Consider the following 12,749-nt stretch of genomic DNA (forward strand, 5'->3'; position numbering starts at 1 on the left):
CATACGCTCCCAATTGCCACGAACAGCAGCCGGACGGTCATTCAGGGTCTTCGAGGCTGAACTGGTCGCTGTCCTCGTCATAGGCGAAGATCTCCGAATAGCGTCCCCAGAGCGTCACCGTCCGCAGCGTTTCCTCGGCATAATCGGGCGACATGTGATCCTCCAGTTCGTCGCGGAACCGGCGTGCCGGGGCGGTGTGGCTGGCACGCTCGTCGAGGATGCGGCGGATATGCTGGACCAGCGGGACATGGGCGACAAGCGCTTGGGCGAACAGCGCCTTGCGTTGATCGACGTCGGACTCGGCATAATGGCGAGCGGCAGGCGTGAGCAAGAGGTCGGCCCCCTGCAACTCGGCGAAGCGCAAAAGCTGAAGCGTCTCCGCGATGGGGAACAGGTCGTCGATCTCGAGCTGAAGCGAGTCGGCCAGCTCCGCCATGCTCGCACGTCCGTTGAACGGTGTACCGTCCACCTCCTCGATCAGGCCGGCTAGGGTGTTGGTCGAGACGCGGGGCAGCACCATCGTGATGCCCGTGCCCGGGAAGTGCCCGTCGCGAGCCGGCATGGCGGGCGCACGCGCCGTCATCCGCGCATAGATGTCGTCGACCAAGGCTCGGAACGGCGGGTCGAGCCGGTCGCGCGGCTGCGGCAGGTCGACCCTGATCTCGGCCACCACACGGCCCGGATTGGAGGAGAAGACGAGGATGCGGTCGCACATCAGCACCGCCTCCTCGATATTGTGGGTGACGATTAGGATCGACTTGATCGGCATCCGTCCTTCCGACCAGAGATCGAGCAAATCGGTGCGCAACGTCTCCGCAGTAAGCACGTCGAGCGCGGAAAAGGGCTCGTCCATCAGCAGTAGCGACGGATTCACGACCAGCGCGCGTGCCAGCCCCACGCGCTGGCGCATACCGCCCGACAGTTCCTTGGGATAGGCGTTCTCGAAGCCGTCGAGGCCGATCAGATCGATCGCCGCGAGAGCACGGGTGCGGCGTTCCTCAGCAGGCACCTTCTGCGCCTCCAGCCCCAATTCGACATTCTGGAGCACGGTGAGCCAGGGGAACAGTGCGAAGGTCTGGAAGACCATGCTGACCGTCGGTGCACGGCCCGCCTCGTCGGCTTTGAAGCGAACCTCGCCCTCGCGCGGATGAATCAGCCCCGCGATCGAGCGCAGCAATGTCGACTTGCCTGAGCCGGAGCGGCCGAGCAGCCCGACGATCTCATTCTCGACCAGCGTCAGGTTGACGTCGTCGAGCACCAGATGACCGCCCGGCGCGGCGCCATAATAGTGCCGGAGCGCATCGACCTCGACGAGCGGGCGAGGGGCAAGGATGGTGGCCATGACATGGGCTCCTAATGCAAAGACGGTTCAGGCGAGGCGCAGGCGGCGTTCGGCGAACGCATACATCGGCCGCCAGACCAGCCGGTTGAAACTGAGCACGAATAGCGACATCACCGCGATGCCGAGCGCGACGCGCGGATAGTCTCCAGCCGTCGTCGCCTTGGCGATGTAGGTGCCGAGGCCGTGAGCCTCGAGCCGCTGATTGCCCCACGAGACCGCCTCGGCGACGATCGAGGCGTTCCACGAACCTCCGCTCGCGGTGAGCGCGCCGGTGACGTAAAATGGAAAAATTCCCGGCAGCGCGACCTGGCGCCACCATTGCCAGCCTCGCACCCCGAACATGCCGGCGGCCTCGCGCAGGTCGTTCGGGATCGCGCTCGCCCCAGCGATGACGTTGAACAAGATGTACCATTGCGTGCCGAGGATCATCAGGGGCGAGAGCCAGATGTCCGGACTGAGATTCCAGCGAACGATCACGATCACCGCGAACGGGAACAGCACATTGGCCGGAAAGGCCGCCAGGAACTGTGCTACTGGCTGAAGCCGTTCGGCCCAGACCGGATTGAGTCCGATCCACACGCCGATCGGCACCCACACAAGGCTGGCGAGTGCAATCAGCACGATCACGCGCAGCATCGTCAGGCAGGCGAGCCCGAACGCCTCGCCGATATCGCTTATGCCAAGCGTGGCGAGCACATAATGCGCCGACCACCAGAAGGCCGCACCGACCGCAAGTAGTACGACGACCTGCCATAGCCGCTCGATGAGCGCGTTCGGCTGCCGCTCCCGTGTGGGCCTCGTGGCTGTCCGCCCCGGATCGAGGGCGAGAAGCAGTCGGCCTATTCCAGCAACCGGCGCGAAGAGTAGCGGCAGCAACCGCGTGCGACGCAGCAGATCATAGACCCAGGAGCCCGGCCGCTCGTTGCTTGCGGTCTGCTCGAATCGGAAGCGGTCGGCCCAGGCCACAATCGGGCGAAAGAAGAGCTGGTCGTACATCAGGATGACGACCCCCATCATCGCCACCGCCTCGCCGATCGCCCGGAAATCCTGCCGCTCAATGGCGAGCGCCAGCCATGACCCGACACCGGGCAGCGTGACCGTGGTATTGCCAACCGTGATCGCTTCGGACGCGACGACGAAGAACCAGCCGCCGGACATCGACATCATCGCGTTCCACACCAAAGGCGGGGTCGCGAAGGGCAGGTCGAGTCTCAGAAAGCGGCGGATCGGCGACAGCGCGAAGCCCTGGCTTACCTCTTCAAGATCGGTGGGGACCGAGCGCAGCGACTGATAAAAGCTGAACGCCATGTTCCATGCCTGGCTGGTGAAAATGGCGAACACCGCCGCGCATTCGACGCCGAGGATATTGCCGGGGAACAGCCCCATGAAGAAGGTTACGGTGAAGGTGAGGAACCCGAGGATCGGCACCGATTGCAGGATGTCGAGCGCGGGCACGATGATCTGCCCGGCGCGCCGACTGCGCGCCGCGAGCGTCGCCACCACCAGCGTGAAGACGGTCGAGGCGGCGAGCGCCGCAAACATGCGGATCACGGTGCGCAGGGCATAATAAGGCAGGTAAGCCGGATCGAGCGTTACCGGCTCGAGGTGGAGCTTCGCCAGCGGCTCGACCGCCCCCTCGGCGCCCCGGAACACCAGTAGCGCTAATGCGGCGAGAATCACGAAAGCGATCCCGTCGGCCCGGTTGGGCTGGGTCAGCCGCAGCATGCGCGAGAAAGGTGGCAACACACGGAGAGGCTGCTTTTCGGTGCTCATATCTCACCTCGGTGACCGGCCTCGGCCGATACGGCAGTCATCGCCATTTGCCGTGCCAGAAACGCCACGAGCGGAAGCCGGTGCGGAACAGCCGCGACGACAGCCGCGCGGCAGCAAACGTCAGCGGGGGCCATCGGAAACCGATCCGCAGCCACAGTCTGGCGGTCCTCAGCACGACGCGCGCCGCGAGCAGCCATAGGCCGGCGGGCAGCATCACTTCCCACCACAAGGCGTGACGCCGCCGGGCCACCGGACATCTCAAAAGGCCCCGTGCAGCCGCAACGCCAGCACATTGGCGGGGCCGCGGTCGCGATTATAGGCGGGGTTGGCGATGAACTGATAATCGAACGTCACATTGACGCCCTTGAGCGGCTGCCAGTCATAATAGGCTTCGGCGATCATCTCAGGTCCGGGATGCGGGAGCTTGCCGTCGCCCACCAGCACGCCGATCCCGCCAGCATTCAGATAGCGTTCGTGCGCCTTCGAGATACCATTGACGACGGCGGCGAAGCCGATCGTATCGTCGGCGCGGCCCCAGCTCTTGCCCTTCAGCGCCCCGCCGATTGCCGCGGTGCGGTCGATATCGGTGAAGTCATAGGGTTCGATCGCTCCGTCGGTGAGGCCAGCGCGCGCAAAAAGGCCGAGCGTGTCGTTCACTTCCTGCTGGATGTTGATGTCGCCGCCCGGCCGGGTCATCCGGCGCCGGGTGAGGGTCGGATCGACCGGCCCGCCGGTCGCCTGAGCAAGCGCGACCGGATCGTCGAACCGGCTGAAATTGCCGCGGTTGCGGAACAGGGTCACGCGGATCGTGCCCGGATGGCCGGCAATGCTGTGGCGATGCTCGATCTCGCCGACGAGCTGATATTGGCTGAAGTCGCTCTCAAGCGTCTCGCCATTGGGCACCTTGGAGAGGTTGAACGCGCCGAACCTGAGCGTCCACGGCCCCTGATACCATTCGGCCGCCACGCCATAGCTGTAGCCCCAGGCGTCGGCGGCATAGTCGAAGCTGCCGGCGTCGACGACCGACCAGTTGAGGAAGTCGCCGCGCGGATCATGCGCATAGCGGTTGGTGTCAAACACGTCGCCGACACCGAGCTTGCCAACAGTGAGCACAAGCCGGTTGGCGGTCTGCGTGCCGGCGAGCTGGTTGGCGGCGCCTGCTACGGCCTGGGCCTCACCGCCGAGATCGATCGTCTGGCGGAAGAACAGCCGCTGGAGGCGGAGATAGGGGCTGGACTTGCCGACCTTATAGGCTTCGGCGCTCGGGAAGCCGGCCGCGCCGAGCGTGTTCGACAGGCCGAAGCCCTGGTCGATCTCGGGGTTGATCCATAACTCCGCGCCGCTCCACGGACGGACGCCCGCATAGAGCGTTGCGTCGAAGGTCTCCTTAACCTGGCTGGGCGCGAGGCTGTTCGGCCCCTCATAGGGTGAGCGGAACCCGAACACGCCCTGGGTGACGAAGGTCGCCTGGGCATGCACCGCCCAGTCCTCCGTCTCCGGTGCCGGCGCTGGCGCTGGCGAGGACGGTGCTACTGCCGCTTGCGGGGTGTCCTGTGCAACTGCCGGAGCGCAACACCGCATTCCCAGCGTCAGGCCGAGCGCAATCGCGCCCGGAAGTTTCCGTACGGTCATCGGATGATCCCTCTTTGCGCCGGCCTAGCCGCGCTTTGCGACAAAGAGCGCGACGAAGCATGCCTGGGTGCAATGCGCTGGTAGAGGGAGGCGGACGTCAGGATCGCGGTGGCGGGCAGCAGGCAGAAACAGTGGCGGAGTTTGGGTCATGGGGCGACCTCCTTGTCAGAACTCGGTTGCACCGAGTCCTGAAAGGCGTCGCCCGATCGGTCAGCCCTTGGGCAAACCCTCGAACAACGGCCTTTTCCGGACCCAGTCGTTATCAGCAATGGTCAGCGTCGAGGTTGAGCCTCGACTGTCGCCATCGCCGGACGGGGGGCTGGATCGGCTGGTCATCGCATTCCTGTGCTCGTGTTGCGGTGCCGCTGCGCGCGACACCGGCCGAACCGCTTCCGACGACTCGACACGGCGCCACCTATACCCTAGGGGACTATATTATCAATAGGCATGGGAAAGCGGAACCGTGAGTCACGTCGCCAAGGAAAAACAGAAGCTGCTCAACCGGCTCAAGCGGCTGCGTGGCCAGCTCGAGGCAATCGAGCGCGCGGTCGAGAGCGACGCCGAATGTGCGCGCGTCCTCCAGCAAGCGACTTCTTGCCGCGGCGCGCTCGATGGGTTCATCGCCGAGGTGATTGAGGATCATATCCGAGAGCACATGGTCGATCCAGATGCCCCGCGCGACGATCCCCGCACCCAAGCCGCCGAGGAGCTGGTCTCGATCGTCCATGCCTATCTGACCTGAGCGATCCGATCAGTTCTTCCCTCGACCAAAGCGAGCAGCATTATGGCCCATCATCACGCCCATGCCGGCCACTCCCACAGTCACACGCCTGCCAATTTTGATCGCGCCTTCGCCATCGGTATTGTGCTCAACACCGGTTTCGTGATCGCGGAGGCGGGGTTCGGCCTCGCCGCCCATTCGCTCGCGCTGCTCGCCGACGCCGGTCACAACCTGTCCGATGTGCTCGGACTGGTGTTGTCGTGGTCGGCGCTATGGCTCGTGCGCCGCCCCACCTCATCGCGTTTCACCTACGGGTTCCGGCGAACCTCGATCATGGCGTCGACGCTCAACGCTGTGTTCCTGCTGGTCTCGGTCGGGATGATCGCCTGGGAGGCGATCGAGCGTCTGACCGATCCCCAGCCGATCATGGCTATTCCCGTCATCGTCGTCGCGTCGATCGGTATCCTCATCAACGGCCTGACAGCGTGGCTATTTGCACGCGGCAGCAAGCACGATCTGAATGTCCGCAGCGCGTTCGTTCACATGCTCGCCGATGCCGGGCTGGCCGCCGGCGTCGTGGTTGCGGGCCTGATTACGTTGCGGACCGGCTGGACCTGGATCGACCCGGTCGTTGGGCTGGCGATCGCCGTCGTGATCGTCTTCAGCACCTGGGGATTGCTGACCGAGTCGCTTCGGCTGTCGCTCGACGGCGTGCCTCGCGCGGTCGATCCAGCAGCGGTCTCGCGCTACCTTGCCGGTTTGCCCAATGTCGCTCATGTCCACGACCTACATATCTGGAGTATGAGCACGACCGAGATCGCGCTGACGGCGCACCTCGTCCGGCCCGGCGCGGCGATCGATGATGTGTTCTCGGCTTCGGTCGCGCACGACCTCGATCATCGCTTCGGCATCACCCATGCCACGATCCAGGTTGAGGCGGCCCAGCATGCGCATGGCTGTGACCTTCCGGGTTCGACGTCCCGGTCACGCCCTCATATGGTTCCCGCCTGAACGCCGATCACCCCTGCCGGCGGGGCGGTCGCTCAGATCTCGATCTGACCTCCCATTTCGACGAAGCGGCGGACAGGCAATTGAAGAACCACATCGGCGTATCGGCGGTTCAGATCGGGCACCGATCCGTCGACGACATTGGTCGAACCGCCCATCCTGCTGTCTATGCCCGGGCTTGGCATTCTCTGGGCAATGGGCAATCTGCGTCGGCTTGCGAATGGAGGGTGGATGCCAACAACTTACTGGGCAGCGGTCATCGGGCCCGGTGACGAGACCCGAGCGCACCGCGTGATCGGCGACGATCCCATCGACGCTGCAGGCACATTCGCTCGATCGATCATTGAGGACACCCAAGGGGAATGGCACCGGGGCGGCGTCATCGTCTGGGAAGAACATGCCGGTGTCGAGACCGGTGTCGTTTTCGATGTCAGCGCCAGCATCGTTGCCTGCGAAGACGAGGGGGCCGATGAAGGGGAGATCTCCTGCAAAGTGGAGGTCATCGGCCGGTACTGATCGGCGGCAAATTCAAGTTTGAGCCGGTGATGCGTCCGGATGCTTGATCGCCTTTGCCTCGCCGTTAGCCCCCGCTCCACACTCTCACCTGAGGTCGGTCGGCCCCGTACCGCAATCGACCGGTTGCCTCGGCATGCCCGAATCACTCCTCGTCAGGGTCAGTCGAAGGCTTTCGAACATCTTGCGACAGCTCTCTGGCCAGCCTCGGTCCCATCTCCATCCGTCGATTGAGCGATTCCACGAACCGCTCCCAGCGCTCTTTGCCCATCGCCTGCGCCGCCCCGCGCGCGGTGTCGGGGAGCGGCGCATTGCTGGTCAGCCAGAAGCGGATGAACAAGGCGAGCGTCTCGTTCGAGAGCTCGACATGCCATTCCAGCCGGTCGGCCTGGCGCGTCAGCCGGTCGAGCCTGCGGCTCACCGCCGCTTCGAGCCGGTCCGCCCCATCGGGTGAGAGGAACGACGCCAGCGCCGCTTCTACGATCGCCACCTGCGTCACACGCCGCGACCGGGCATGGTCGGCGAGCTGCCGCGCGAGATCCGCGGCGAGCCGCCACGTCTGCTTGATCCTGGGCCGCGCGGTCACATCGCGATCCCGTCGTCAGGATCAAGTGAGGCTTGGCGCGCCGCGCCCGACAGGCGCTCCTGAATTTGGCGATTGCCGGCAATGTCCATGTCATCATCTCCTTCGTTGAACTCGAACTCGCTTCGCGGCACCACCGGCTTGGCGACGATCTCCTCATGGGCGGGGAGATCCGGCTCCTGGCGGATGCCGGCATTGGCCGGATCGCTCTTGGCCGCCGCACCCTCCTCAGCTTTGGTGGTCGGCGGAGATTTCCGGGCGGGTTTGGCTGCGACCTTTTTGGTGCGCGTCGGCTTGACTGCGGCGACTGGCTTGGGCGGTTCGATCGGCGGCAAGGCCGTCCAGTCGTCCTCCGGTCGCTCGGCCGGCGTCAGCGGCTGGGGCATGGGCGGCGCAAGCGGCCGAGCGTTAAACCGAGGGTCCTGGTAATAGCGCGCCTTGCGCCCGCGAATGGGTGCCAAGCCTGCCGCCATGACGATCTCCTCATCGGATGGGAGCTGCATCACCTCGCCGGGCGTCAGCAAGGGCCGCGCCGTTTCGGTACGCGAGACCATCAAATGCCCGAGCCACGGCGACAGGCGGTGTCCGGCATAGTTCTTCATCGCGCGCATCTCGGTCGCTGTGCCCAGCGCGTCGGATATCCGCTTGGCGGTGCGTTCATCGTTCGTCGCGAACGAGACCCGGACATGGCAGTTGTCGAGGATCGCGTTGTTGGGGCCGTAAGCCTTTTCGATCTGGTTCAGCGACTGCGCGATCAGGAACCCCTTGATCCCGTAGCCGGCCATGAACGCCAGCGCGCTCTCGAAGAAGTCGAGGCGGCCGAGCGCCGGGAATTCGTCGAGCATGAGGAGGACGCGGTGGCGCCGCGCCTTTGGCGTGAGTTCCTCCGTCAGCCGGCGCCCGATCTGGTTGAGAATCAACCGGACCAGCGGCTTAGTCCGGGAGATGTCGGAAGGGGGGACCACCAGATAGAGGCTGGTCGGTCGATCGCCGTCGACCAGGTCGGCGATCCGCCAGTCGCAAGCGCCGGTGACCTGCGCGACGACCGGATCGCGGTACAGGCCGAGGAATGACATCGCGGTCGACAGCACCCCCGATCGTTCATTCTCGCTCTTGTTGAGCAGTTCGCGCGCAGCCGAGGCAACCACGGGATGCACGCCAGCCTCCCCGAGATGCGGCGTGGTCATCATGGCGCGTAGCGTGGTCTCGATCGGCCGCCGGGGATCCGACAAGAATCCGGCAACCCCCGCCAGCGTCTTGTCCGCCTCGGCGTAGAGCACGTGAAGGATTGCCCCGACCAGCAGCGCGTGGCTGGTCTTTTCCCAATGGTTGCGCTTTTCGAGACTTCCTTCGGGATCGACCAGTACGTCGGCGACATTCTGGACATCGCGCACTTCCCATTCGCCTTTCCGCACCTCGAGTAGCGGATTGTAGGGCGAGGATGCCGGATTGGTCGGATCGAACAGCAAAACCCGGCCCACGGTCGCGCGAAAGCCCGCGGTCAATGACCAGTTCTCGCCCTTGATGTCATGGACAATGCAGCTTCCCGGCCAGGTCAGGAGGGACGGCACGACGAGGCCGACACCCTTGCCAGACCGGGTCGGCGCGAAGCACAGGACATGCTCGGGGCCGTCATGGCGCAGATAGCGTGTCCCGAACCTGCCGAGCAGGACGCCATGCTCGCCGAGCATGCCGCCGGCCTCGATCTCGCGTTCCGTCGCCCAGCGCGCCGAGCCATAGGTCTGCGCCAGCTTCAGCTCGCGCGCCCGCCAAACCGACATACCGATCGCGACGGCGGCGGATGCGATACCGCCCGACGCGGCGATATAGGCACCCTTCAGAAAGATCGCCGGGGCATAGGCATCGTAGCTGAACCACCACCAGAAAAAGGCCGGCGGCGGGTAGATCGGCGTGCGCCCCAGCATGAACCAGACCGGCTGCAGCTCGGGCTGATAGGCGAGTGCCGCCGCGGTCCACTGGGTCGCACCCCAGACGCTCGCGAGGACGATTCCGAAAACGACGATGATCTGACCCCACAGGATCTTTGTGGCCGACATCAGGCGGGCTCCGCAGTCGAGGTGGGAAGGATCGTCACAGGCCGAGGCCCCGGGTTCGCCCCAGGCTCCAGTCGACACCGCCGCCGGGCGACATCGTGCCGGTGACGTGGCGGCCAAGATGCTGGTCGAGTGCCGGTCGCCACGGCACGAGCTGGAAGCCGAGCCCATCGTCGATCATCGCGAAGCGGCCCGACGCCAGCGTGACCCGTTCGCGGAACACGCCGCTGACATGCTCGCCGACAGCGGACGGACGATGCGGCAGGCCCGTGCGCTCGGCGATCTTCGCGACGGTGTCGTCCAGGTCACGGGTCTTGAGCGTCTCGATCATGCTGTTTGCGAAGATGACCCGCTCGCCCTGGCGCCGGGCGAGACCCTCGCTGACAAGGTGGTCGGCGCGCGGTTCCATGGCCTCGCGGATCTCGCGCCCGAACCCGCCGCCGGTCGCGGCCGGTTCGCGGGCGACGAGTTCGCGATCAAGCCAGGTGGAGCCGGGCGCCGTCACCTGCTGATCGAGCGGGATGTCCGATCGGGTTGCGAGCGACAGCCGCGCACTGCCCTTCGCGTCGGGCCAGCTTCGCAGCTCGACGATAGCACCGGGCCTCGCGTCGCCGGTCATGTCGATGTCGTCGAAGCGCACATGGTGCGCGCGGCCGTCCGCGCCGTCGATCACGGCATAGGCGGTGCCGGTCAGTTCATCATGCAGGCCGCGCGCGATAAGCCGGCCGACGATCGGCTCGGCGGGGGCATCGGCGTGGAGCGCGAAACTGGCCAGGTCCGGCGCCCTATCTCCGCCCGCCATCGCGCGGTGCATCGTCTTGATGATGTCGGTGCGGATGGAGAGATCGCGAAGTGTCTGCTCGATACCCGGCTTCAGGGTCCAGCAGGCCGGGTCAACCCGGTCCGCCAGACCAAGCCTTTCGAGCTTCGCCGCGCGACCGAGCATCAGCCGCCGCGTGTCTTGATCGGGGTCACGCCCGCCGGGCCGTAGATCGACAATACCGGCCTCATCGTCCGCCATGCGCTGCAGCCGGCGATCGAGGCTGGTCCAGCGATCAGCCTCGACCTCGCGTTCCAGCGACGCCTGGATATCGCGCTCGCTGCGCGGACCCAGTTCGATCGTAACGCGCTCCTCGGCCCGGGCGCGCATCCCTTCGCGGATATAGTCCCGGTCGATGACGAGGTCGGTACCATCCGATGCTCGGCCACGCACCAGCACATGGATATGGGGATTGTCGGTGTTCCAGTGATCGACCGCCACCCAGTCCAGTTCGGTGTCGAGGTCCTTCGCCATGTCGGCCATCAGCTCGCGGGTGAAGGCGCGCAGGTCCGCCATCTCGCCGGCGTCTTCGGGCGAGATGATGAAGCGGAAATGATGCCGGTCCTCCTCGCACCGCTCGGAAAACGCATCGCCATCCGCCTGCTCGGAACGCGCGTCGAAGAGATTGGCGTCGCGACCGTCGCGGGTCACGCCGTCACGCTCGAGATAAGCAACATGACGCGCGAGCGGCGCGGCACGGAACCGCGCACCCTTGTGACGCACGACACGCGCCTTGATGACGACGCGCCGCCCGTTCGCCCGAAAGCGGGCGCGCAGCGCCGCGTTCCGACCCCGGCCGCGATGGCCGGTACCACCAGCTCTGCCCGACCCAGGCGCGCGACGGGCATAGCCCGCCTTGGCCGCCGCCCGACGAACCTGGGCCGCAAGCGTGCGGGCCTTGCGGCCCGAGGCCGAACCCCCATCCCGCACCCTTCCCGGCCTGATCCGGAAATCCTCGCCGTCGCCGCTCATGGTCGCGACACCGGGGCAGGAAATCGACGTGCCAGCCGGCAATCATTTGAAAAGGCATCGAAATGTGAAAAATGTGCCAGCCGCTCCGAATTGGCGCCAGCCGAAAATCCCCTGCCTATCCAACCACATGCGGCCCGCCAGCCGGCGGCGCTTTTATCTCGCCATCGATTTCCCTCAGCACTTCCGAAAAACTGCGATCCCACCGACACAACGAAACACTGCGCCAGGCCACGCCAGAGACCGCCATGCCACGTCACCGCGCGACCTTGCCGGAAAGAGGGATGAAGAGGCCGACCGAGACCGGCCTGGTTGCTGCCCTGTCGACTGAACGAGGGGCGACAGACGGCGGTTCGGATGCCGCTTCAACCGCATCCGTATCGCGATCGACAGGCGTATCGGACCGCCCCGCGAACAGCGCTGCACGTGTCCAGGCGTGCGGATCGGGAACGGCAAATACGGCGCGATCTGCCGATGTCCCGCCAATGATCGGCGCGAGCCTGTTCACATAGGCGATGGTCTCCAGGGGTAACGGACGGCCCGTCGCCAGGTGATTTTCGTAGCGGCCGGGACCTGCATTGTAGGCCGCGAGAAAACCCGGAGTGCCGTAGCGGTCATACATCTCACGCAGGAATGCCGCGCCCGCCATGATGTTGTCATGGGGGTCGTAGACATCGCGACCAAGGCCATAACGGGCACGCAGATCGGCCCAGGTAGCGGGCATGATCTGCATGAGCCCGGTCGCACCTTTTGGCGACACGGCGCGCGAATCTCCCGCGCTTTCGACGCGCATCACGGCATAGATCCAGCTTTCCGGAATCGAGAAGCGGCGTGCAGCCTCCGCCACATAAGCGGCGACGCTATCAATCCCAGGCGCCACGCGAGCGGTCGGCGCCGTGGCGGCAATTGACGTAGTTGCCGTGCAAATGCCGACAAGCAACGCCGCACCTGAAACACGGAGCGAGCGCACCGGTGTCAGCTCCGCGCGTCGCGCCGCGACGGGCGATTCCACACCAGATGATGCTCCTCCCCGTCGCGGTTTGACTGAAACAGGTTGGCGCTGATCGAATGGGCGAGCGCCGGATCTTCGATCAGCAGCGACACATAGGCGCCGGCGCGCTCCCCAATGCGCTTCCAGCCGGCTCCGACCTCCAGTCCCTCGCCGTCCGCGCCGAGGTGGATGCGGTAGTCCGGCGCATTTTCTCCATCGGCATCAGCCGGAACGAGGCAGAGTTCGGCGTTCAGGCTGATCGTTTCGATACGCCCGTGGAAGCCGTCGGCGGTTCGGGTAAAGCGGCCAATCTGTGTCATCACATGTTCCTCTTGCTCGGGAT

13 protein-coding genes are annotated in these 12,749 nt (G+C 65.5%); 3 read left to right on the plus strand and 10 right to left on the minus strand.

Annotation, left to right across the window (positions count from 1 at the left end):
- Positions 1-37: 37 nt before the first annotated feature.
- The 4 genes from ACP7C5_RS16490 to ACP7C5_RS16505 are packed head-to-tail and all read right to left on the minus strand — an operon-like array spanning position 38 to position 4,747.
- On the minus strand, positions 38-1,342 hold the full coding sequence (locus tag ACP7C5_RS16490) for an AAA-associated domain-containing protein (protein ID WP_426265070.1): 1,305 nt from the start codon (positions 1,340-1,342) through the stop codon (positions 38-40).
- A gap of 27 nt (positions 1,343-1,369) precedes the next feature.
- Entirely contained in the window at positions 1,370-3,115 is a 1,746-nt protein-coding gene (locus tag ACP7C5_RS16495) for an ABC transporter permease (protein WP_426265071.1), read from the minus strand.
- 37 nt (positions 3,116-3,152) lie between these two features.
- Positions 3,153-3,365: a hypothetical protein gene (locus tag ACP7C5_RS16500; protein WP_426265072.1), complete on the minus strand. Its 213-nt coding sequence runs from the start codon at positions 3,363-3,365 to the stop codon at positions 3,153-3,155.
- Between the two features lie 8 nt (positions 3,366-3,373).
- The gene (locus ACP7C5_RS16505; protein WP_426265073.1) at positions 3,374-4,747 is read right to left on the minus strand and encodes a carbohydrate porin; all 1,374 of its coding nucleotides are present in this window, start codon (positions 4,745-4,747) and stop codon (positions 3,374-3,376) included.
- A 463-nt stretch (positions 4,748-5,210) separates the two neighbouring features.
- Between ACP7C5_RS16505 and ACP7C5_RS16510 the strand changes: the two genes are divergently transcribed.
- Both ACP7C5_RS16510 and ACP7C5_RS16515 read left to right on the plus strand, forming a co-directional pair.
- On the plus strand, positions 5,211-5,489 hold the full coding sequence (locus tag ACP7C5_RS16510) for a metal/formaldehyde-sensitive transcriptional repressor (RefSeq protein ID WP_426265074.1): 279 nt from the start codon (positions 5,211-5,213) through the stop codon (positions 5,487-5,489).
- Positions 5,490-5,531: 42 nt separating this feature from the next.
- Positions 5,532-6,479, plus strand: a complete 948-nt coding sequence (locus ACP7C5_RS16515) for a cation diffusion facilitator family transporter (RefSeq protein WP_426265075.1) — start codon at positions 5,532-5,534, stop codon at positions 6,477-6,479.
- Between the two features lie 32 nt (positions 6,480-6,511).
- Here the strand turns inward: ACP7C5_RS16515 and ACP7C5_RS16520 are convergent, their stop codons facing one another.
- Positions 6,512-6,634 (minus strand): hypothetical protein, encoded by a 123-nt coding sequence (locus ACP7C5_RS16520; protein WP_426265076.1) that lies wholly within the window; start codon positions 6,632-6,634, stop codon positions 6,512-6,514.
- A gap of 73 nt (positions 6,635-6,707) precedes the next feature.
- Between ACP7C5_RS16520 and ACP7C5_RS16525 the strand changes: the two genes are divergently transcribed.
- Positions 6,708-6,992 carry a hypothetical protein gene (locus ACP7C5_RS16525; protein ID WP_426265077.1) on the plus strand — a complete coding sequence of 95 codons (285 nt, stop codon included), beginning with the start codon at positions 6,708-6,710 and terminating at the stop codon, positions 6,990-6,992.
- A 142-nt stretch (positions 6,993-7,134) separates the two neighbouring features.
- On the opposite strand, the gene ACP7C5_RS16530 is transcribed toward ACP7C5_RS16525, so the two are convergent.
- The 5 genes from ACP7C5_RS16530 to ACP7C5_RS16550 all read right to left on the minus strand — a co-directional run bounded on the left by ACP7C5_RS16530 (position 7,135) and on the right by ACP7C5_RS16550 (position 12,726).
- Positions 7,135-7,575, minus strand: coding sequence for a CopG family transcriptional regulator (locus ACP7C5_RS16530; protein ID WP_426265078.1), 441 nt, complete (start codon positions 7,573-7,575; stop codon positions 7,135-7,137).
- Positions 7,572-9,629 carry a conjugal transfer protein TraG gene (locus ACP7C5_RS16535; protein ID WP_426265079.1) on the minus strand — a complete coding sequence of 686 codons (2,058 nt, stop codon included), beginning with the start codon at positions 9,627-9,629 and terminating at the stop codon, positions 7,572-7,574. The genes ACP7C5_RS16530 and ACP7C5_RS16535 overlap by 4 nt, the downstream gene beginning before the upstream one ends.
- Before the next feature lie 34 nt (positions 9,630-9,663).
- Complete coding sequence (locus ACP7C5_RS16540) at positions 9,664-11,418, minus strand: relaxase/mobilization nuclease domain-containing protein (protein WP_426265080.1); 1,755 nt, start codon at positions 11,416-11,418, stop codon at positions 9,664-9,666.
- A 253-nt stretch (positions 11,419-11,671) separates the two neighbouring features.
- Positions 11,672-12,427: a lytic transglycosylase domain-containing protein gene (locus tag ACP7C5_RS16545; protein ID WP_426265081.1), complete on the minus strand. Its 756-nt coding sequence runs from the start codon at positions 12,425-12,427 to the stop codon at positions 11,672-11,674.
- Entirely contained in the window at positions 12,391-12,726 is a 336-nt protein-coding gene (locus ACP7C5_RS16550; RefSeq protein WP_426265082.1) for a DUF736 domain-containing protein, read from the minus strand. Before ACP7C5_RS16550 ends, ACP7C5_RS16545 begins: the two co-directional genes overlap by 37 nt.
- Between the last annotated feature and the right edge of the window lie 23 nt (positions 12,727-12,749).

This window comes from Sphingomonas sp. PWP1-2 (assembly GCF_049898305.1).
Taxonomy (GTDB): domain Bacteria; phylum Pseudomonadota; class Alphaproteobacteria; order Sphingomonadales; family Sphingomonadaceae; genus Sphingomonas; species Sphingomonas glacialis.

Excerpts from the sequence above, each read along its gene's own strand:
- ACP7C5_RS16490 (WP_426265070.1), bottom strand. The coding sequence starts at position 1,342 with ATGGCCACCATCCTTGCCCCTCGCCCGCTCGTCGAGGTCGATGCGCTC.
- ACP7C5_RS16495 (WP_426265071.1), bottom strand. The coding sequence starts at position 3,115 with ATGAGCACCGAAAAGCAGCCTCTCCGTGTGTTGCCACCTTTCTCGCGC.
- ACP7C5_RS16505 (WP_426265073.1), bottom strand. The coding sequence starts at position 4,747 with ATGACCGTACGGAAACTTCCGGGCGCGATTGCGCTCGGCCTGACGCTG.
- ACP7C5_RS16515 (WP_426265075.1), top strand. The coding sequence starts at position 5,532 with ATGGCCCATCATCACGCCCATGCCGGCCACTCCCACAGTCACACGCCT.
- ACP7C5_RS16520 (WP_426265076.1), bottom strand. The coding sequence starts at position 6,634 with ATGGGCGGTTCGACCAATGTCGTCGACGGATCGGTGCCCGATCTGAAC.
- ACP7C5_RS16525 (WP_426265077.1), top strand. The coding sequence starts at position 6,708 with ATGCCAACAACTTACTGGGCAGCGGTCATCGGGCCCGGTGACGAGACC.
- ACP7C5_RS16535 (WP_426265079.1), bottom strand. The coding sequence starts at position 9,629 with ATGTCGGCCACAAAGATCCTGTGGGGTCAGATCATCGTCGTTTTCGGA.
- ACP7C5_RS16540 (WP_426265080.1), bottom strand. The coding sequence starts at position 11,418 with ATGAGCGGCGACGGCGAGGATTTCCGGATCAGGCCGGGAAGGGTGCGG.
- ACP7C5_RS16550 (WP_426265082.1), bottom strand. The coding sequence starts at position 12,726 with ATGACACAGATTGGCCGCTTTACCCGAACCGCCGACGGCTTCCACGGG.